This is a genomic window from Gordonia sp. NPDC127522 (assembly GCF_042672305.1).
Taxonomy (GTDB): Bacteria; Actinomycetota; Actinomycetes; order Mycobacteriales; family Mycobacteriaceae; genus Gordonia; species Gordonia hongkongensis.
In genome coordinates this window covers 20,040-40,449 of the sequence record NZ_JBHXVK010000002.1, presented here as the reverse complement: position 1 = coordinate 40,449, position 20,410 = coordinate 20,040, and the positions used below count along the sequence as shown (strand labels likewise).

Annotated in this window: 19 protein-coding genes; 12 read left to right on the top strand and 7 right to left on the bottom strand. The window is 67.6% G+C overall.

From position 1 onward, the window contains the following. The first annotated feature begins 179 nt into the window (after window positions 1–179). A complete protein-coding gene (locus ACFVHY_RS04490; protein ID WP_239403106.1) occupies window positions 180–1,268 on the top strand; it encodes an S-(hydroxymethyl)mycothiol dehydrogenase in 1,089 nt (362 codons plus the stop codon). Then, window positions 1,265–1,897 (top strand): MBL fold metallo-hydrolase, encoded by a 633-nt coding sequence (locus ACFVHY_RS04485; protein WP_058253400.1) that lies wholly within the window; start codon window positions 1,265–1,267, stop codon window positions 1,895–1,897. Before ACFVHY_RS04490 ends, ACFVHY_RS04485 begins: the two co-directional genes overlap by 4 nt. A 98-nt stretch (window positions 1,898–1,995) precedes the next feature. Here ACFVHY_RS04485 and ACFVHY_RS04480 read toward each other — a convergent pair whose 3' ends face one another. The 3 genes from ACFVHY_RS04480 to ACFVHY_RS04470 form a co-directional block, all read right to left on the bottom strand. Continuing rightward, a complete protein-coding gene (locus ACFVHY_RS04480) occupies window positions 1,996–3,501 on the bottom strand; it encodes a class I adenylate-forming enzyme family protein (protein ID WP_390268932.1) in 1,506 nt (501 codons plus the stop codon). Window positions 3,502–3,611: 110 nt separating this feature from the next. Then, on the bottom strand, window positions 3,612–4,223 hold the full coding sequence (locus ACFVHY_RS04475) for a DJ-1/PfpI family protein (RefSeq protein WP_390268929.1): 612 nt from the start codon (window positions 4,221–4,223) through the stop codon (window positions 3,612–3,614). Beyond that, window positions 4,216–5,757, bottom strand: a complete 1,542-nt coding sequence (locus tag ACFVHY_RS04470; RefSeq protein ID WP_390268926.1) for an MFS transporter — start codon at window positions 5,755–5,757, stop codon at window positions 4,216–4,218. The genes ACFVHY_RS04475 and ACFVHY_RS04470 overlap by 8 nt, the downstream gene beginning before the upstream one ends. Before the next feature lie 100 nt (window positions 5,758–5,857). Here ACFVHY_RS04470 and ACFVHY_RS04465 point away from each other — a divergent pair, with 100 nt between their 5' ends. The 5 genes from ACFVHY_RS04465 to ACFVHY_RS04445 all read left to right on the top strand — a co-directional run bounded on the left by ACFVHY_RS04465 (window position 5,858) and on the right by ACFVHY_RS04445 (window position 11,806). After that, entirely contained in the window at window positions 5,858–6,535 is a 678-nt protein-coding gene (locus tag ACFVHY_RS04465) for a TetR/AcrR family transcriptional regulator (RefSeq protein ID WP_390268923.1), read from the top strand. A gap of 101 nt (window positions 6,536–6,636) precedes the next feature. Beyond that, window positions 6,637–7,416 carry an SDR family NAD(P)-dependent oxidoreductase gene (locus ACFVHY_RS04460; RefSeq protein ID WP_390268920.1) on the top strand — a complete coding sequence of 260 codons (780 nt, stop codon included), beginning with the start codon at window positions 6,637–6,639 and terminating at the stop codon, window positions 7,414–7,416. Between the two features lie 327 nt (window positions 7,417–7,743). Then, a complete protein-coding gene (locus ACFVHY_RS04455) occupies window positions 7,744–8,598 on the top strand; it encodes an alpha/beta fold hydrolase (RefSeq protein WP_390268917.1) in 855 nt (284 codons plus the stop codon). Window positions 8,599–8,847: 249 nt separating this feature from the next. Beyond that, on the top strand, window positions 8,848–10,215 hold the full coding sequence (locus ACFVHY_RS04450; protein WP_065631324.1) for an MFS transporter: 1,368 nt from the start codon (window positions 8,848–8,850) through the stop codon (window positions 10,213–10,215). A gap of 73 nt (window positions 10,216–10,288) precedes the next feature. Beyond that, window positions 10,289–11,806: an ATP-dependent DNA ligase gene (locus ACFVHY_RS04445; RefSeq protein ID WP_390268914.1), complete on the top strand. Its 1,518-nt coding sequence runs from the start codon at window positions 10,289–10,291 to the stop codon at window positions 11,804–11,806. A gap of 81 nt (window positions 11,807–11,887) precedes the next feature. On the opposite strand, the gene ACFVHY_RS04440 is transcribed toward ACFVHY_RS04445, so the two are convergent. After that, window positions 11,888–12,754 (bottom strand): anti-sigma factor, encoded by an 867-nt coding sequence (locus tag ACFVHY_RS04440; protein WP_390268911.1) that lies wholly within the window; start codon window positions 12,752–12,754, stop codon window positions 11,888–11,890. 366 nt (window positions 12,755–13,120) lie between these two features. After that, on the bottom strand, window positions 13,121–13,528 hold the full coding sequence (locus tag ACFVHY_RS04435; RefSeq protein ID WP_058253395.1) for a YccF domain-containing protein: 408 nt from the start codon (window positions 13,526–13,528) through the stop codon (window positions 13,121–13,123). A 92-nt stretch (window positions 13,529–13,620) separates the two neighbouring features. Between ACFVHY_RS04435 and ACFVHY_RS04430 the strand changes: the two genes are divergently transcribed. Then, window positions 13,621–13,875 (top strand): hypothetical protein, encoded by a 255-nt coding sequence (locus ACFVHY_RS04430; RefSeq protein ID WP_231742593.1) that lies wholly within the window; start codon window positions 13,621–13,623, stop codon window positions 13,873–13,875. A 678-nt stretch (window positions 13,876–14,553) separates the two neighbouring features. On the opposite strand, the gene ACFVHY_RS04425 is transcribed toward ACFVHY_RS04430, so the two are convergent. Then, on the bottom strand, window positions 14,554–15,117 hold the full coding sequence (locus tag ACFVHY_RS04425) for a maleylpyruvate isomerase family mycothiol-dependent enzyme (RefSeq protein WP_390268907.1): 564 nt from the start codon (window positions 15,115–15,117) through the stop codon (window positions 14,554–14,556). A 37-nt stretch (window positions 15,118–15,154) separates the two neighbouring features. On the opposite strand from ACFVHY_RS04425, the gene ACFVHY_RS04420 reads away from it, so the two are divergent. The 4 genes from ACFVHY_RS04420 (at window position 15,155) to ACFVHY_RS04405 (ending at window position 19,733) form a co-directional block, all read left to right on the top strand. Then, on the top strand, window positions 15,155–15,982 hold the full coding sequence (locus ACFVHY_RS04420; protein ID WP_390268904.1) for a helix-turn-helix domain-containing protein: 828 nt from the start codon (window positions 15,155–15,157) through the stop codon (window positions 15,980–15,982). A 108-nt stretch (window positions 15,983–16,090) separates the two neighbouring features. Next, on the top strand, window positions 16,091–17,383 hold the full coding sequence (locus ACFVHY_RS04415) for a GAF domain-containing protein (RefSeq protein WP_390268901.1): 1,293 nt from the start codon (window positions 16,091–16,093) through the stop codon (window positions 17,381–17,383). Window positions 17,384–17,540: 157 nt separating this feature from the next. Next, complete coding sequence (locus tag ACFVHY_RS04410; protein ID WP_390268898.1) at window positions 17,541–19,064, top strand: aldehyde dehydrogenase family protein; 1,524 nt, start codon at window positions 17,541–17,543, stop codon at window positions 19,062–19,064. A gap of 243 nt (window positions 19,065–19,307) precedes the next feature. Beyond that, complete coding sequence (locus ACFVHY_RS04405; protein WP_078111934.1) at window positions 19,308–19,733, top strand: DUF779 domain-containing protein; 426 nt, start codon at window positions 19,308–19,310, stop codon at window positions 19,731–19,733. Window positions 19,734–19,806: 73 nt separating this feature from the next. Here the strand turns inward: ACFVHY_RS04405 and ACFVHY_RS04400 are convergent, their stop codons facing one another. After that, window positions 19,807–20,271, bottom strand: coding sequence for a hypothetical protein (locus ACFVHY_RS04400; protein WP_390268895.1), 465 nt, complete (start codon window positions 20,269–20,271; stop codon window positions 19,807–19,809). Window positions 20,272–20,410: the final 139 nt, after the last annotated feature.

Below are 20,410 nucleotides of genomic sequence, written 5' to 3'. Positions count from 1 at the left end.
TACGTCCGAACGGGCGCCTGGATAATCACAGTAGACGACGACTACTCTGAGTAGTCAGCTTTGGTCGGTACCGATAAGGTTGTGGCGATGTGTTCCGGCGACGTCACCCATGCGTCGCCGCACTCGCAGCACACGTCGCACCCGTACCACGAACAACGCAGTTGCGGAAGGAACAACGTATGTCGCAGACAGTCAAGGGAGTCATCTCGCGCAGTAAGAAGGCGCCGACAGAGGTCGTGGATGTGGTGATCCCGGACCCGGGTGCGCGTGATGTGGTGGTGGCGATCAAGGCGTGCGGTGTCTGCCACACGGACCTGGCCTACCGCGAGGGCGGCATCAACGACGAGTATCCGTTCCTGCTCGGCCACGAGGCCGCGGGTGTGGTCGAGTCGGTCGGTTCCGATGTCACCCACGTCGAGGTCGGCGACTTCGTCGTCCTGAACTGGCGGGCGGTGTGCGGGCAGTGTCGGGCGTGTAAGCGGGGCCGTCCGTGGTACTGCTTCGACACTTTCAACGCCAGCGTCCCGATGACCCTGACCGACGGCACCGAACTGACCCCGGCGCTGGGCATCGGTGCGTTTGCCGAGAAGACCCTCATCCACGAATTGCAGTGCACCAAGGTCAATCCAGACACCGACCCGGCGGTGGCCGGGTTGCTCGGCTGCGGTGTGATGGCCGGTATCGGTGCGGCGATGAACACCGGCAACGTCGGCCGCGGCGACTCGGTCGCGGTCATCGGGTGCGGCGGTGTCGGTGATGCCGCGATCGCCGGCGCCCGGTTGGCCGGTGCGACGACGATCATCGCGATCGACCGCGATGCGTCGAAGCTGGAATGGGCCACCGATCTCGGTGCCACCCACACCATCGACGGCTCGAAGGTCGACGATGTGATCGCCGCGGTGCAGGAACTGACCGACGGCAACGGCGCCGACGTCGTGATCGATGCGGTCGGCCGCCCGGAGACCTACAAGCAGGCCTTCTACGCGCGCGATCTTGCCGGGGTCGTCGTGCTGGTCGGTGTGCCGACCCCGGAGATGACCTTGGAGATGCCGCTGGTCGACTTCTTCTCCCGCGGTGGTGCATTGAAGTCGTCGTGGTACGGCGACTGCCTGCCCGAGCGTGACTTCCCGATGCTGATCGATCTCTACGAGCAGGGTCGTCTGCCGCTGGACAAGTTCGTCACCGAGCGCATCGGCATCAATGATGTGGAGGCCGCGTTCTCGGCGATGGAGGCCGGCAAGGTGCTGCGATCGGTGGTCGAGCTGTGAGCGGCGAGTTGCGTATCGACAACGTCGTCACCTCGGGCACCTTCAGTCTCGACGGCGGCACCTGGGACGTCGACAACAATGTGTGGCTGGTCGGCGACGACGACGAGGTCATCATCATCGACGCCGCGCACTCCGCGCAGCCGATCCTCGCCGGCGTCGGCAACCGCACGGTCAAGGCGATCGTGCTCACCCACGGGCACAACGACCACGTCACCGTTGCCCCGGAACTGTCGCAGGCCACCGGAGCGCCGATCCTGCTGCACCCCGGCGACGACATGCTGTGGAACGACACTCATCCCGATGTCGCGCACCAGGATCTCGAGGACGGCCAGAAGATCGGGGTCGCGGGGACCGAGCTGACGATCATCAACACCCCGGGCCACTCGCCGGGCTCGTCGGTGATCCACCTGCCCGAGGCGAAGGTGCTGTTCTCCGGCGACACCCTGTTCCAGGGCGGGCCCGGCGCAACAGGCCGCTCGTACTCGAGTTTTCCGACGATCATCGCCTCGATCACCGAGAAGATCTTCACCCTCGACCCGGAGACCAAGGTCTACACCGGACACGGCGACGGCACGACTGTCGGTGACGAAGCCCCTCATCTCGAAGAGTGGATCAAACGCGGTAGCTGACAGGCGACAGGGCACTTCCTCGGCCGGCTACCGGCGGTGGAATTGTTCAGACTCCAGGGGTCCACGGGACGTGTCGTGGCTCGATCGGTCTATCCGTCTCATATGTCGAACAGGTGTGAGGTGATCAACGGCCGGTTCGGCTTTCCTTGTTCGGTGGCAGGGATCGTGTCGACGATCGCGTATGTCATCTCGACGGTGTCCGGGACGGTCGTCCGCAACCGCGCGTCGAGGTCGTCGACGGTCAGCGAGGCGGCCGGGTCGAGCACGACGACCGCGCCGAAGACCGGGTCGACCGTACCGGGCGCGGGTACCGCGACGGCGTAGCGAACCTCCGGTTGGGCGCACAGGGCCTCCTGGATGTCGACCGGGAGCACCGACTGCGCGCCGACGAACCGACGGTCGGCGGCGCGTCCTCGTACGAGCAGATATCCGTCGTGATCGATCACTCCGACGTCGCCGGTGACGAACCACCCGTCGTCGGTGAAGCCGGAATGCGGTGGCGCCACGCTGTACCCGTGGGCCTGCGCAGGCGTCCGTACATGGATGACCCCCTCCTCGAGCGGTGCGCAGGCTAGTCCCTCATCGGTGCGGATCCGCACCTCGGTCGTCGGCAGCGGTCGTCCCGACGTGCCGAGATGTGGTGAGTCGACGACGTAGTCAGTGCCCGCGAGCATGCTCACCACGCCGAATTCGCTGGCGCCGTAGGGGTTCACGAGTATCGGGCGGCCCGCTCGCCGCACCAGTCGGCGCCGCAACGACGCCGCAGCATCGGCACCGACGTGGCTGATCCCGACCACCGAGGACAGGTCGGCATCCGGGAGGTCGTCGCTGTCGAGCAGATCGACGAGCAGCGGTTCCACGAGGGCGAGGTGCGTGATGCGCGCGTCGGTGATCGTCCGCAGGACCGCCGACGGCGCGAACCCGTTCTGTAGGTGAACTCGCCCGCCGCCGAGGAGAACCGTGTCGACGAGGGTCTGCGCGATGTAGGCCAACGGAGTACACACCAGTTGACGCCGGCCCGGTGTCGGTCCGAGGTCGACCAGCCGCCGGTACTCCGCGTGGGTTCGGACGCTCGCCTTGGACACACCGGTCGTCCCGCCGGTGGCCACCAGAACGCAGTCGTCCTGCGGCGAGATGGGCACCGATCCCGGCGCGTCGAAAGAGGTGTCCCCGGCGGTCAGCAGATCGACCACGTCGGCAACCGGCCCGACCGCGAGGACGGTCGCGGGGGACGACGCCCCGACGGCCGCCGCGGTCTCGGGGAAGACGACGACGACGTCCGCGTCGATGCGGGACAGGAACACCTGCAATCGTTCGGGCGACCCGGCGTCGGGGCAGTACACCGTGACCGCACCGAGGAGTGCGGCGGCGTACCGCACCGCGATCGCCTCCCCGGTCACCGGCGCGACGAGCGCGACACGATGCCCGTGATCGATGCCGTGGCGGTGGAGCGCTGCGGCGAACCTGCCCACGAGATCGAGGAGATCGCGGCCGGTGTAACGCCGGCGCTCGTCGGACAGGACCTCGCGGGCGAGGTCGCGTCGGAGCCGGTCCTCGATCGCGTGCACGTAGGTCGCGAAGCCGCTCTCGGAGCTGCTGGTCATTCTCTACTACTCTCTCGTCGCTCTCTGTCGCCGCTGGGTCGGGCCGGTCGGCGTAGGGCGCTCCGGCGGCTGGTGTCCGATGTACCGGACGCTGTGGGGTGTGCCGTCGTTCAGTCGGCGAAGGCGTCGTTGTGCGGATCGGTGTGGGGTTCGAACTCGATGACCCGGGCCGCATGCTGGGCGAGTTCTTCGCCGACGAGGTCACCGATCAAGGCGGCGGTCATGTCGATGCCGGCGGAGACTCCCGACGATGTCCAGCGGTCGCGGTCGTGCACCCATCGGGCCCGACGTTGCCACGACACCGACTTACCGTACTGCGCAACGTGATCGAACGATCTCTTGTTCGACGTCGCCCGGTAGCCGTCCAGCAGTCCGGCCGCCGCGAGGATCGCCGAGCCGGTGCACACCGAGGTCACGAGCTTCGCGCCGGAGGCATAGGCGCGGAGCTGGTCGAGGAAGTCGGTGTCCTCCACCATGGTGAGCCAACCGATGCCGCCGGGCACCAGCACGATGTCTGCCTCAGGACCCGACAGGCTGTGGGTTGTCTCGACTCTGGTTCCCTGGGAACTCGCGATCAGACCTGATTCTGCGGAAACCATCGTGATCTGGAAGTGTTCGGGTAGCACGCTGAGGATCTCGACCGGCCCGAACACGTCCAGGAGTTCGAAGCCGTCGTAGAGCACCACGGCTACATTGCGGGCGGGAATGTCGTTGTCAGACATGGTTGCTCCTGGGTATGGCGTCGTTGCCGTCCGAGCCGGCGAGGTCATCGTGGTCGGTGTGCTGCGGCAACAGGATCCCGACGGCGATGGCGGCGGCGAGCACCGCGCCTGAGGCCACCAGAAGCGACACGTGCATCCCGCTGCTGAAGGCGGTGTCGGCGTGTGCGGCGATCTGCCCGCCGACATGGGACGCCCCGGCGAACGAATCGCGGGCTCTGTCGACCAGCTCCGCTGGTACGCCGGGCAACTCGAGCGCGTTGCGGTAGCCCGCGGTGAGCAGGCTGCCGAGGACAGCGATGCCGAGTGCTCCGCCGACCTCCCGTGAGAGGTCGTTCATCGCCGAGGCGACACCTTGCTGCTGTGACGGCAAGGCCCCGGTGATGGCGCTTGTTGCCGGTGTCATCGCCGCGCCCATTCCGAATCCCAAGGGCAGCAGACCGGTGACGACCAGCCAGTACGAACTGTCCGTGCCGAGCTGGGCGAGCACCGCCAGGCCGATCGCCACCATCACCAGCCCGGTCACGCACACCACGCGGGTGCCGAACATGGCGGCAAGCTTCGGTGACAATCGGGCCGCGGGCATCATCACCGCCGCCATCGGAAGCATCGAGATCGCCGACATCAAGGCAGAGTCGCCCCGAACGAGCTGCAGGTACTGCAGCACCACGAAGATGAAGCCGAAGAAGGCGAAGAACTGCATGAAGATGGACAGGCTGCCCGCGCTGAGTCCGCGGTGGCCGAAGATCCGGGGATCGAGCATCGGGGCCTTCTGGCGGAGTTCGAAGGCGACGAACATGGCGAGGATGACGAACGCGCCGACGATCCCGATCAGTGTCTGGCCCGACAGCCATCCCGCCTCCGGGGCTTCGATGATCGCGTACACCAGGGTGGCCAGGCCCGCGATCGACAGCAGCGCGCCGCCGAGGTCGAGTCGGGGTGCGTCAGGATCGGCGGATTCGGGAACGATCCGCCATGCGGCGACGATCGCCACTGCGGCCAAGGCGACGTTGAGTCCGAATACCGAACGCCACGAGAAGAACTCGAGGAGGATGCCGGAGGTCAGCAGGCCGAGGATCGCGCTGCCGCCGGCCACCCCGGCCCAGATGCTGACTGCTTGGGTCCGCTTCTGCGGCGGGAAAGTGCTGGTGATCGTCGACAGGGTCGCCGGCATCACCAGTGCTGCGCCGAGGCCCAACACGCCGCGCAACGCGATCAGCTCGCCCGGTGAACCGGCCGTCATGGCAACGATGGAGCCCGCGCCGAAGATGGCGAGACCGGCGATGAGCGTCCTACGCCTGCCGTATCGATCGCCGATCGCACCGGCCGGCAGCAGCAAAGAGGCGAAGATCAGCGAGTAGGCGTCGATGATCCACGACAGCTGGGTCTGGCTCGCCCCGGTGGACCGGGCGATGTCGGGCAGTGCGACGTTCAGCGAGGACATCGCGGCGACCACCGCCGCGAGCGCGAGGCATACGACGACCATGACCGCGCGCGTGTTCACAGGTCGATCGGTGGTGGGTGATGAGATGGCCATGATGGCGCCCTTCAGAGGATGAACCGCAGGCTGCGGATCTTTTGGAATGCTGTTCTAAAGGTTTGGAATGACATTCCAAAGAATGGCATACACTGGAGACATGAGCAAGAGCAGCGAGGAGAGAGCGTCGCGGAGGTCCACCCGGCAGCGGGAAGCGGGGGCGGTCACGCGCGCCGAGACCCGACGCCGCGTTCTCGCTGCCGCCATCGAGGTTTTCGCCGAGCACGGTTACGTCGCTGCGACGGTGTCGAAGATCGCCGAGCGCGCGGACGTGTCCGTGCAGAGCTTGTATTCGGCGTGGGGAAACAAGCGGGGCTTGCTGCGGGGCATGATGGAATCGCAGGTACTCGGTGACCAGCCCGGGGCATTGACCAGCGAGAACTTGCCGATGTCGGATGTCGGTGATGTTGCTGCCACGGGCGTGGATTCGCGTGCGCTGATCGCCTACGCGGTTCGTCAGTTCCGTTCGCTCGCCGAACGCGCAGCTCTCGGTTGGCAGACCTACGCCCAGGCGGCCGCGGTCGATCCCGAAGCCGCCGAGGACTGGCAAGCACTGATGAACATCCGGCGCCTGAGTATCCGATCCATCGTCGCCTCGATTCCCGCCGAAGATCTGCGTCCCGGTCTGACCCCCGACACCGCGGGCGACACCGCGTGGGTCATCGCGAGCCCGCACACGCACGAACAGCTCGTCGTCACCGCCGGTTTCACCTACGACGAGTTCGAAGAATGGGTGCGAACCACCCTGATCGCAGCGCTGCTACGACCTGCCGGATGATGCTCGTGCGACGCCTCCGCGTTCACCAGTTTGTGCAGGGCATCAGGCATGGACACCGGGATGGGGAATGATCTCGGTCCGGAATCGGGTAGTACTCGATTGTGAAGATCGATCTGACTGGAAAGACTGCACTCGTCACCGGCTCGACGCAGGGGATCGGGCTCGCCATCGCCGAGGGCCTGGCGTCCAGCGGTGCGCGGGTGGTGATCAACGGCCGAAGCCGCGACAAGGTGAACGACGCCGTGGCGAGGCTCGACGGGGACATCACCGGTGTGGCCGCTGACATCGCGACCGCCGATGGCGCACAGACAGTCCACGAACAGCACCCGGACGTCGACATCCTGGTCAACAACCTGGGCATCTTCGGAGCCGTTGCGGCTCGTGAGATCACCGATGAGCAATGGCGAACCTATTTCGACGTCAACGTCCTGGCGGCAGCCCGCCTCATCCGTTTGTATCTGCCCGCAATGGTCGAGCACGGCTGGGGTCGCGTACTGCAGATCGCCAGCGACTCGGCGATCGTCATTCCCGAGGAGATGATCCACTACGGGGTGTCCAAGACCGCACTGCTGGCCCTGTCGCGCGGCTTCGCGAAGGACGCCGCGGGCTCGGGGGTCACGGTCAATTCCGTCATAGCCGGCCCCACCCACACCGCGGGGGTCGAGGACTTCGTCTATCAGCTCGTCGACAAGGAACTGCCGTGGGAGGAGGCCCAACGTGAGTTCATGCGTAAGCACCGCCCGCAGTCGTTGATTCAGCGACTCATCGAGCCCGAGGAGATCGCCAACATGGTCACCTACCTCGCCTCGCCCTTGGCCTCGGCGACCACCGGCGGGGCGCTACGGGTTGACGGCGGGTACGTCGACTCCGTGCTGCCCTAGCCTCCGAAAAGAACCTGCGAAGCTCCGGTCACGGGTTTGAACAGCATGGGTCGCAACCCAGACCGGGTTCGGACGGCAACTGGCGCAGCGAGGTCGCGACTCGCCTCGAAGACGCTCCGCGGCGAGTTCCGGTCAGGGCGTCGCCCATAGCGACCAGGTCGGCCGGATGCCGGCCGCAGCGTCAATACAGTGCAATGTCCGGCGAGATGCCACCCCGGCCACGACCGAGCGGAAGCTCGATCCGCCCGCCTGGAATTCGGTTGCCGCGAATCGACGGATCATGATCAGCTCTCGCGGTGGGCCCGGCGGTTCGAGGAGGAGATGACAATGGGAGAGCATTCGGAGGGCTCCGCTGCGGGACTCTCGTTCGAGGTGACCGGGAGCGGGCCGACATTGGTTCTGGTACACGGAGGTTCGGGTCGTCGGCAATGGTTCACGACCGCCCACGAGCATCTGGGCGACAGCTGGCGGTGCGTCGCGGTCGACCTTCCTGGGCACGGCGGTTCCCGATGGATGACCGGGGCCTATTCACTCGACGATACGGCCGCGGTCCTCGCCGATGCTCTTGCCGAGGTTCTCGACGGCCCTGCGGTGGTCTTCGGTCATTCACACGGCGCTCATGTCGTTGCTCGTGTGATGGCCAGTCGGCCTGAGCTCCTGCGCGCGTTCATCATCGGTGACGCGCCGATGACACGTACGCGCATGCACGAGCACCACGCCCAGAACAGGACGATGACCGAGAGGTGGATGACGCTCGCGCGATCCTCCGATCCGGACACCGTCTACGACGGTCTGTTCGCCACTGCTGCAGGTCCGTCCGGGACCTCGTTGGGCGAGATGTTCGGGGACCGTCATCCATATCTGGTCGAGATGGCACAGTCTCTCGCCGCGCACGATCCCGACTTCATCGATGCCGTGTTGAATCGTTTCGACGACACGTACGCGACCCTGGATCCGCGAGATCTCGGAAGCCACCGCGCGATACCGCTCGGTGTCCTGCGCGCGGATCCCGACGCTGGTGGTCTGCTCACAGACGCCGATCTCGCAGCGATCACCCGAGTGCGACCCGACTGCGTCGTCGCCGAACTCCCGAATGTCGGTCACGGTCTGCAATTACAGGCGCCTCGCGACGTGGCGCGCGCCCTGACCCGTGTCGGCTCTGTACTCGCGGCCGGGGCCTGAGTCGACTGTCGCGTCGACACACGCTTTCGCACGCGCTGGTAGGCCGAAGCGGGCGTCCGGCGGACCCACGGTTTCCGGGCTGACAACCCACCCCGCCGTGTCCCCGGCTTCCGCCACCGATCGATGAGGTCGGCCCTGTCTGACGCCGATCCCGGGGCCCATATGCACCCGGCATCGTCCAGACCTCCGCTCAGGGTTTTCTCAGGGGTCGAAACCTGGCTGCCGGCCCGCAAGCGTAACGTCGCGCCAATGAGCGATTCCGCGGTCCGCAACATCGACCATCCCGATCAGGCGCCGGTGCCCCGTAGCCGCATCGTGGTCGCGTCGATGATCGGGACGAGCATCGAGTTCTTCGACTTCTACATCTATGCCACGGCCGCGGTCCTCGTGTTCCCGGTGCTGTTCTTCCCCAAGGGGGACGACACCGCGGCGCTGCTGTCGTCGTTCGCGACCTTCGGTCTCGCGTTCGTGGCGCGGCCCATCGGCTCGATCTTGTTCGGGCACTTCGGCGATCGCATCGGACGAAAAGCGACGTTGGTCGGGTCGCTGCTCACCATGGGCATCGCGACCTTCGTCATCGGCCTGCTGCCCACCTACGACTCCGTCGGCTATCTCGCGCCCGCGCTGCTGGCGCTGATGCGGTTCTGCCAGGGCCTCGGGCTCGGCGGGGAGTGGTCGGGCGCAGCGCTTCTCGCCACGGAGACGGCTGAGAAGGGCAAACGGGCGTGGGCCGCGATGTGGCCGCAGCTGGGCGCGCCGATCGGGTTCTTCTTCGCCAACGGCACCTTCCTGCTGCTGATGCTCGCCCTCGATTTCGATGCCGCGACCGCCGACCCCGACCACGCCTTCATGACCTGGGGCTGGCGAATCCCGTTCCTGGCCAGCGCCATCATGGTGGCCGTCGGACTGTATGTCCGACTGAAGCTCACCGAGACACCGGTCTTCGCGAAGGCCGTCGCCGACGGCAAGAAGGTCAAGGCGCCGCTGGCCGAGGTCGTCAAGACCAGCTGGCGTCCGCTCATAGCGGGCACGTTCATCATGGTCGCGACGTACACGCTGTTCTACATCGTGACCACCTGGGTGATCTCCTACGGCACCGGCAAGGTGACCGACGAATCGGGCGTCAAGCTCTCCATCAGCTACGTCGACTTCCTGCAGCTGCAGCTCGTCGCGGTCCTCTTCTTCGCCGCGTGCGTGCCGATCTCGGGTCGCCTCGCCGACCGGTATGGCCGCCGCGCCTTCCTCATCGTGATCACCGCGGCGATCATCGTCTTCGGGCTGTGCTTCCAGTGGCTGCTCGACCCGGCGTCGATGACCGACGGCATGATGCTGTTCTTCCTGATCCTCGGAATGACGCTGATGGGTCTCACCTTCGGGCCGATGAGCGCGATCCTGCCCGAGCTCTTCCCGACCAACGTGCGCTACACGGGTTCGGGCGTGGCCTACAACGTGGCGTCGATCCTCGGCGCCGCCGTGGCGCCGTTCATCGCCACGTGGATCGTCGCCGACTACGGCGTCGGCTGGGTGGGCGTGTACCTCGCGGTCGCCGCCTGCGCCACGATGATCGCCCTGCTCAGCGTCCGCGAGACCAAGTCCGTCGACCTCACCGAGGTCTGAGTCCGGACGGATTGTCGGGGGCTCGGCGTACCGTCGGACAGGTGAATGCGCGTCCGGCACCGGGTGAGACGACATGAGGTTGATCGACGTCGTCGAGACCTCCGCGGATGTCGCTCGAGACCGGTCGCGGATCCGTAAGACGACGGTGCTCGCCGACGCGCTCTCCCAGGCGACCGACGAGGAACTGCCGGTCGTCGTCGCCTGGCTGTCGGGTGAGATCCCGCAGGGCCGGCTCGGCGTCGGGTGGCGGTCCCTGTTCAAACTGATGGCACCACCGGCCGATTCGCCGACCCTCGAGGTCGCTGCCGTCGACGCCGCGCTCGGCGCGCTCGCGTCCGCGTCGGGTCCGGGTTCGACGAAGCGGCGCGGCGAGATCATCGCGTCGTTGTTCGCCGCGTCGACCGAGTCCGAGCAGAAGTTCCTCGTGGCACTGCTCACCGGTGAATTGCGGCAGGGGGCGCTGGCCGGTGTCATGACCGACGCCATCGCGAAGGTCACCGGCCAGGATCTGGCTCTGGTGCGCCGCGCGAACATGCTGACCGGTTCGCTGCCGGTCACCGCCGCGCTGGCCCGGTTCGGCGCGGAGTCGCTGGCGGGGGTCGGCCTGGAGGTCGGACGCGCCGTCGAACCGATGCTCGCGACACCCGCCGACGACCTCGACTCCGCGCTTGCGCTCCTCGGGCCCGACCTCGTCGTCGACTACAAGCTCGACGGTGCCCGAATCCAGGTGCACCGCAAGGGGACCGAGATCTCGGTGTTCACCCGCACGTTGCGCGACGTGACGGCGAACGTCCCCGACCTCGTCTCGGTGATCGCCTCCCTGCCCTGCGACTCGGTCATTCTCGACGGCGAGACGCTGATGCTCTCCGACGACGGGCGCCCGCGATCATTCCAGGACACCATGAGCCGTTTCGGCTCCGGGCCCACCGCGGCCGGTGAACCCGAACGCCTGCTCAAGCCGTTCTTCTTCGACTGCCTGCATCTCGACGGCGTCGACCTCATCGACCGCCCGCTGTCCGAGCGGCTCGCGGCGATCGACTCGATTGCGCCGCAGTTGCGTATCCCCGCCGTGACCCGGCCGAGCGTCGAGGAGGCCCGCAGCCACTTCGACGCCGCGATGGCCGACGGTCACGAGGGTGTGATGGTGAAGTCGCTCGACGGCCTGTATGTGGCGGGTCGCCGCGGAAAGGCTTGGCAGAAGGTCAAACCGACGCACACGTTCGATCTGGTGGTGCTCGGTGCCGAATGGGGCTCGGGCCGGCGGTCGGGGTGGCTGTCGAATCTGCATCTCGGCGCCCGCGATCCCCAGACGGGCGAGCTCGTGATGGTCGGCAAGACGTTCAAGGGCCTGACGGACGAGCTCCTTCGCTGGCAGACCGAGGAGTTCCCGAAGCACGAGACGCACCGGGACTCGTACACGGTGTACCTGCGTCCGGAGATCGTCGTCGAAATCGAACTCGATGGCGCGCAACGGAGTTCGAGGTATCCGGGCGGGGTCGCGCTTCGCTTCGCGCGTGTGGTGCGCTACCGCCCGGACAAGACCCCCGAGCAGGCCGACAGCATCGAGACGATTCGCGCGCTGTTGAAGTGAGTCCGAAATCCACCCGTAGGAAACGGACAGCCTACGATGCGTCGCGTGTCCGGTTCCACAGGGTGGTTTTCGGCGAGATGCTCAGAGCAACGACAGCTGGGCGACCGGAGTCGTGGTCGGCTGGTCCGAGCCGCCGGGCGGTTCGACGGTGAATGCGAGCGTCGAGGCGTCGTTGATCCCGGACAGCACCGCGGTGGTGACCGGTTCGACGTCCTTGTCGGTCATCGTGCCGGCCGAGCGAGCGCCGCCGGGCCCGATGAGCCACATCTGATAGACGGTCCCCGGTTGGGGCGGCGGGACCGAATCCATGACCAACACACCGGTGTCCGCCGACTTGGCGAGATAGACGGTGACATTTCCGGTCGCTACCGGGCCGCCCGTCGACCGCAGGTCCTCCGCGGAGAAGACCTGTTCGGCCGGTGAGGCGAGGGGGCGCACCTCCGGTTCCGGCGAGCTCGACTCTCCCATGACCCACCCGGCGGCGCCGATGGCGACGGCCGCCACCGCCGCGGCGGCGAGATACGTCCAGCGGCGAGGCAGGCGTCGGCGATCGTCCGATTCGCCTGTGGGCGCCACGGGGGCGGGAACGCTCGGGTCGGTCGCCGCGGGAGCGGATTGCTGCTGCGGCGGGGGCGATCCCGGCCCGGTCGGCGCCTCGGCGCGCGGGCCGGCGACCTCCGGCGCGTCGAGACCTTCGTCGGCACGCGCAGCGGAGAGGATGCGATCACGGAGCGTCGGCGGGGGCGGCGTGGCCGTCGTCTTGCTCATCGCGGCCAGCGCCTCGCGGGTCGCGCGTACCTGCTTGTCGAACAAGGTCTGCAGATCCTTCGGCGCGGCCGCGACCCGAGCCTGGACGTCGCGCAGTTCGTCGGCGGACAGTGCGTCGAGCGCGACCAGCGGTGCCATCTCCAGCAATTCGGCAGCGTCGGGATCGAGATGATCAGCCATCACGTGCCTCCTGCCGTCGTCGAACGATCTGTTGCTGTCCCCCCGAACGCCGCTCTCGGCGGGCGGGCGTCACGTTTCCGCGTGGGCCTGGAGGCAACGGGGCTGCGGCAAGAAGTATGACGTGCGCTGCTGGTGTCCGGGATATGCGGGCCGTCGGCTGAACGACTCGCGGTGGAGTCGGGCGTCGGTCGCGTACGGCGAGAGGCAGGCCGTCGCCACCGGCGGCAGCGCCGCGTCCGTGCCGGGCCACGCGCTCGCGACGTCAGTCTGGGACCCGAGTGTCATGCCACCTGTTCGGATCCATCGGCATCCCGGATGGGTTCGGTGACGGATGGGTCGCGGGAGGTCAGCGCGACGCTCGGCGGATCACATCCGCACAGGCGTACCGCCGGGCATCCGCTGATCGGTCGGGACGATCTCGGCGCCGAGGGGCAGAAGCGACACCGGCACCATCTTGAAACTAGCGATGCCGAGGGGGATGCCGATGATCGTGAGGCACATCGCGATGCCGGTGGTGATGTGCCCGATCGCGAGCCACAAACCGGCCACGATGATCCAGATGACGTTGCCGATGGTCGACGCGACGCCCGCGGTCGGCTTGCGGATGACAGTTCGTCCGAAGGGCCAGAGCGCGTAGCTCGCCATCCGGAACGAGGCGATGCCGAACGGGATCGTGATGATCAGGATGCAGCAGATGATGCCGGCGACGACGTAGCCGATCGCCATCCACAGTCCGCACAGGACGAGCCAGATGACGTTGAGGATGGTCTTCATCCCACCATTGTCCATGCGGCGCCGACCGGTGGGGACAAATGCGAGACGCGCGAGGCCTGCCCGCGGCCCGGCCCGACATTACGATGACCGTCGTGGCGGGAAGTCCGGGGCGGGCGCGTGAGGCGGTGTGGGCGGTGCTCGCCACCGTCGTGCTCGTGATCCGCATTCTGGCGACCATCGCGCTCGTACTGTTCGTGATCGGCTGGGCCGTCGCGGCGGTCCGCGATTCGCTCGACAACGCGTTCCTCTGGCCGTCGATCGGTGCCGGCATCGCGCTGCTCGCGAGCACCTACGTCTACGGCCACCTCCGCGCGCGCTACCCGCGGCACAACGGCTGGATTCCGTGAGTTCTGCGCACCGCTCCCTAGGTGCATGCGGGGCCCCGCCCCCGCTCCCTCAGTAGCGCGCGAGGCCCCGCCCCGCGCTCCCTGAGTTGCGGGCTAGGCCCCGCCCCGCGCTGTTTGAGTTGCGCGCGAGGCCCGCCCCCGCTCCCTGAGTTGCGGGCGAGGCCCCGCCCCGCGCTCCCTGAGGAGCGGCCGGAACTTGCGCTGCGTCATTTCGCTCGCTCCCTGAGGAGCGGCCCGAGCTTGCGCTGCGTCATTTCGCTCGCTCCCTGAGGAGCGGCCGGAGCTTGCGGAGGACGCGTCACGAAGGGTCCTGGTGAGACGGATTCCGCCCCTTCGGGCTCGCCACCGGCAGACTTCAACGACCGATGGACTTCGATCGAGGTCCAGGAGTCGAGTTGAAGTCTGCCCTTTCACGAAACGGGGCCAGTACGCGAGCGTCGCGAAGGGGTTCCGATGACTCGGTCGCCGGGCCCTTCGTGACGCGCCTCCGCAGGCTCCGGCGCTCCTCAGGGGGCGGGGGTGACGCGCCTCCGCAGGCTCCGGCGCTCCTCAGGGGGCGGGGGTGACGCGCCTCCGCAGGCTCCGGCGCTCCCCAGGGGGCGGGGGTGGTGCGCCTCCGCAGGCTCAGGGGCGGGGGCTGTCGCTTGCACCTCTCACGCCGCAGGGTGCAGAGGGACCTCAGGACGCGACGCGACCCAGACGGGCGAGCAGCGTCGCCTGACGATCGGCGCCGGCCGGGATCTCGACCTTGCGACACACGCCTTCGGCGTAGATCGCATCGCCGAAGCCGTCGACGGCGGCTTCCATCTCGGACAGCTCGTCGTCGCTGAAGCGGTGCTCGGCACCGGCGGCGCGGGCGATGTCCCAGCGGTGGGCGACCATGTCGAAACCGTAGAAGCGGATGAGGGTCTCGCCGATCGTGGTCGGTCCGAAGTGCCCGTCGAAGGTGCGCTCGCCGACGGTCGGGTCGGCGAGCAGTCCGGCGACGGTGTCGCGGTGGGTGTGCCAGGCGGCGGCCGGGTCGTCGAGGGAGGGTGCCGGTCCGGCATCGATGTCGTGGCGGGAGAAGAACTCGCGCTGGGTGTCGATGACGTGGCCGACGACATCGCGTCCGGTCCATCCCTCGCACGGCGAGTCCGCGGTCCAGGTGCCGGCGGGCGCGGCGTCGAGGACGGTGGCGAAGCCGTCGGCGAGGCGGACGTAGTGGTCGAGCAATGGTGAGGTGTCGTTGATTGCGGTCATGATGAGAGTCAACCGCGAGACCACGGGACGGTGATTGATGAAACCCGACAATCCGGCGCGGCTCGACGACGTCGAGCGCGCGCACCTCATCGACCCGTCGGACGCGAGCTTTCGCATCGGACGGTGGGCGCCGAGCCCCGATCTGGACGAACTGGTGCGCCGCTTCTGGGTGCCGGTGTGGTGGGTCCCGCCCGGGGCGGAGGCGCCGCAGCGCGTCCTGCAGTACCCCGTCTGTCTCATCGTCGTCAGCAACACCTACGCCCGCTTCTACGGCGTGGTGACCGGGTTGTCGGAGACGGTGCTGACCGGCGACGGTTGGGCAGTCGGGGTGATGCTCACGCCGGGCGCCGGGGGAGTGCTGACCGGCGACGTCGGGAAATGGACCGATCGGCATGCCGAACTTTCCGAGGTCTTCGGTGAGCGGGGCACCGACCTCGAGCGGTCGGTGCGGTCGGTGATGGCCGTCGAACCCTGGGTCGAGGCGACGCAGCGGGCCGCGACCGACCGCGTCGAGGACTGGCTTCGGTCGTATCTGCCGCTCGACGACGACGGCCGGCTGATCAACGCGATCGTGGAGTACGTGGAAACCGATTCGTCGGTCGTGGCAGTCGCGCAGATCTGCGAGCGATTTCACCTCACCGAACGCAGCCTGCAGCGGCTGACCCGGCGCCGTCTCGGTCTCACCCCGAAGTGGCTCATCCAACGTCGACGGCTCCACGAGGCGGCCGAGCGGTTGCGCGACCGGTCGGGAACGCTCGCCTCGCTCGCGGCGGAACTGTCCTACGCCGACGAGGCGCACTTCGTGCGTGACTTCAAGACCGTCACCGGTTTGACCCCGCGGACGTTCTCCGCGCGGTTCGGCTAGGCCGGGTACGTCGAGCGGGGCGCGACGACGACGACCTCGGTGGTTGTTGCCGAGATCACACCGTGGCAGGCAGAATCGTCGACATATCGGGCAATCGACGGAGGGTGCATGACGGACGCGGCTTCGGTGGCCACGCGCATCCGCCGGGCGTACGAGGACTTCCTCTCCGGCGGCAATCCGCCGGCCGATGCGGTTCGATCGATCGTCCGCGACTCGTGGGCGAGGTCCCTGACCGGCGGAGTCGACCCCAGCGACGCGACCCCGAACGGCGATCGTGCCTCCGCGATGTCGCCTGCGGAGTTCGCCGCCTACCGCGCCGCGCATCCCATCACCGCCGTCCGGCCGTTGGTCCAGTCCCTGATGGTCGACGCCATCGCCGACACGGGGGTCGTCGTCGCACTGACCGACCAGTCCGGGCGTCTGCTGTGGATCGAGGGCGACTCGGCCGCTCGCGATCGCGCCGGCCACATCGACTTCGTCGAGGGCTCGGTGTGGAGCGAGGAGGTCGTCGGCACCAACGCCCCGGGACTGGCACTGGCCGTCGATCGGAGCGTCCAGGTCGTCGGGCCCGAGCACTTCGCCGGACCCGTGCAGGAGTGGAGTTGTGCGGCGGCGCCCGTGCACGATCCGCTGACCGGGCACGTGATCGGTGTCATCGACGTGACCGGCGGGCGCGAGGTCGCGGCGCCGTTCGCGCTGGCGGCGGTCCGGTCGGTCGTCGCCGCGGTCGAGCGCGAACTGCGGGCGGGCGCCGTCGATCTCGCCGACCCGGCCACCTTCGACCCGGCAGCGAGCCCGCGGGCCGCGGCCCACCTCGCCGTACTCGGTGACGGTCCGGGACGCTGGCATCGCGCCGCCGACGGGCCCGGCGCCCGCACCCTGTCGCGCCGGCACGCCGAGATCCTCGTTCTGCTGCAAGCATTTCCGGAGGGTCTGAACACCGAGCAGCTCGCGTTGAAGCTGGCCGAGGACGGGCTCGACCCGGTCACCGTGCGGGCCGAGATCTCCCGACTCCGCCGCGACCTCGGTGCCGACGTCGTCGCGAGCCGGCCCTACCGGCTCACGCTCGACATCACCTCTGACGTCGACGATCTCCGGTCGCGCATCTCGTCGGGCACGGACCTCGCGTCGGTCGTCGACGACCTCGGCCGCGGCGGACTGCTCGCCGAATCGAGCGCACCGGGCATCGTCGACATCTTCGAGGAACTCCGCGAGGACCTGCGGTCGCGGCTCTTCGCGACCGGCGACGTCGCGGCCCTGCGGCGGTGGACGTCGTCGACCCACGGACGCGACGACCTCGCCGCCTGGCGACGCCTCGAACATCGCCTGCCCACCGGCGACCCGGACCGTGCCGTTGTCGGCGGCCGCATCCGACTCCTGGACAAGAGGTACGGGGCGTAACCGGTCTGCGCTGCGTGAACGGCAGTTGGCCAACGTTGCAACGCGCGTGCAACCACCCCGCTCGTAGAGTGTGCAACAGATCACAACGGACGCCATCGGTGTCCCGTGTGACATCCGCAGAGCGTCCTCAGCTGAGGCCCACACGCAAGGAGCAACCATGACCGTCTTCGCAAAGCCGGGTGCCGATGGCTCGGTGATGAGCTACGAGTCGCGTTACGACAACTGGATCGGCGGACAGTGGACCCCGCCGGTGAAGGGTCAGTACTTCGAGAACCCGTCGCCCGTCGACGGCAAGGTGTTCTGCGAGGTGGCGCGCTCGACCGCCGAGGACATCGATCTCGCGCTCGACGCCGCACACAAGGCCGCACCCGGATGGGGCAAGACCCCCGTCGCCGAGCGCTCGCTGGCCCTGCTGCGCATCGCCGATCGCATGGAGGAGAACCTCGAGAAGCTGGCCGTCGCCGAGACCTGGGACAACGGCAAGGCCGTCCGCGAGACCCTCGCCGCCGACCTCCCGCTGGCCATCGACCACTTCCGCTACTTCGCCGGCGCGCTGCGCGCCCAGGAGGGATCGATCTCCGAGGTCGACGAGGACACCGTCGCCTACCACTTCCACGAGCCGCTCGGCGTCGTCGGCCAGATCATCCCGTGGAACTTCCCGATCCTGATGGCCGTGTGGAAGCTGGCACCCGCCCTTGCCGCGGGCAACGCGGTGGTGCTCAAGCCCGCCGAGCAGACTCCCGCGTCGATCCTGTACCTGGTCAGCCTCATCAGCGACCTGCTGCCCGCCGGAGTCCTCAACGTGGTCAACGGATTCGGCGTCGAGGCGGGCAAGCCGCTCGCCTCGAGCAACCGAATCCGCAAGATCGCGTTCACCGGTGAGACCACCACCGGCCGGCTCATCATGCAGTACGCGTCGGAGAACCTGATCCCGGTCACCCTCGAACTCGGTGGCAAGAGCCCCAACATCTTCTTCAACGACGTGATGTCCGCCGACGACGGGTTCCTCGACCGTGCGCTGGAAGGCTTCTCGATGTTCGCGCTCAACCAGGGCGAGGTGTGCACCTGCCCCAGCCGCGCGCTGATCCAGCAGGACATCTACGACGAGTTCATCGCCAAGGCCGTCGACCGCGTCGGAAAGATCAAGCAGGGCAACCCCCTCGACACCGACACCATGATGGGCGCGCAGGCCTCGAACGATCAGTTCGAGAAGATCTCCTCCTACCTCGCCATCGGCAAGGACGAGGGTGCCGAGGTGCTGATCGGCGGCGAGGCAGCCGAGCTCGACGGCGACCTGGCCGGCGGCTTCTACATCAAACCGACTGTCTTCCAGGGCAACAACAAGATGCGGATCTTCCAGGAAGAGATCTTCGGTCCGGTCCTCGCAGTCACCACCTTCAAGGACTTCGCCGACGCCATGCACATCGCCAACGACACCCTCTACGGACTCGGCGCCGGAGTGTGGAGCCGCGACGGCGCGACCGCCTACCGGGCCGGCCGCGAGATCCAGGCCGGCCGGGTGTGGACGAACACCTACCACGACTACCCGGCACACGCCGCCTTCGGCGGCTACAAGCAGTCCGGTATCGGCCGCGAGAACCACCTCATGATGCTCGAGCACTACCAGCAGACCAAGAACCTCCTGGTCGGTTACGCTCAGAGCGCCAAGGGTTTCTTCTGACCCTTCGAGCCCACGAAAGGTTTGGCGACGCATCTCACCAGGACCCTTCGTGACGGCCTCCGCAAGCTCCGGCCTCCTCAGGCAGCAGAGGGGCGTCGGCTTCGCATCGCTCGCCAATCCGAAAGAGGCGCATAACCCCTGCTCCCTGAGTAGCGCCCGGAGCTTGCGGAGGGCGCGTCACGAAGGGTCTGGCGACCGAGGTCGCGAAGGGTGTATGCACAAGCGAAGAGAAGGTGATTGACGATGACCGCCGAGCAGAGTGTTCCTGATCGCGTGGTCGCCACAGACTCCGCCGTGCAGCTCCTGACCAAGTTGTCGGAGCTGCACGGCGGCCTCATGATCCACCAGTCCGGTGGGTGCTGTGACGGCTCGGCCCCGATGTGTTATCCGGTCGGGGAGTATCGCGTGGGCCAGCGGGATGTGCTGGTCGGCGAGATCGAATTACCCGAACCCATTCCGGCCGTTCGGGTCTGGATCAACGGTGACCAGTTCGAGCTGTGGAAACACACCCAGTTGATCCTCGACGTCGTGAAGGGTCGCGGTGCCGGATTCAGTCTCGAGGCACCGGAAGGGGTTCGTTTCCTCTCACGTGCACGGACTTTCACCGACGAGGAGAACGAAGTGCTGGCGACGTCGCCACCACTGACGGGGGCCACCGCCGGCCCCTGAGGTACGACCCACACAGAATGCGTCGTGGGTACCGGAAACCGGTACCCACGACGCATTCTGCGTTCTCGGTCGTTCACCACTGGTCGAAGCCGACGTTGACCTGGGGGTATCCGGTGTCGATGTGGTTGTTCATCCAGTGGTTCTGGGCGTGGGGTCCCCAGATGCTGCTCATGGCGGTGTTGACGTTGTGGGGGTGGTTGGTGAGTTGGTAGTTGGCGGTGGGGCCGAAGGCGCCGATGCGGTAGATGGCGTTGACGTCGAGGTGGTTGGTGAAGGGTGCGGTGGCGGTGATGGTTTCGGTGGCTCCGGGGTAGAGGATGTGGTGGGGTGCGTTGACCCATTGGCCGCCGTCGGCGTTGGCGCCTTGGAGGTATTCGGGCTTGTCGGTGTGGTTGGTGATGGTCATGGCGACGGTGGGTTCGCCGGGTCGGGTGATCGGCAGGGTGCCGGCGTGGGCTGCGCCGGCGGCGCCGAGGGCGATGCCGGTGGCGGCGGCGAGTCCGAGGGTGGCGGTGGCGATGCGGGTGGTGGTTTTCATGGTGGGCTCCGAATGTGGTGTGGGGGTTGTGTTGGTGACACCACTGACTCTGCTCGGGATGGGGCGTGAAGGGATTCCGCTGACCGGGTGATGGGTGGGGTGAACGGCGCCTCCACCGATCGGGGGACATGCGGTGGTG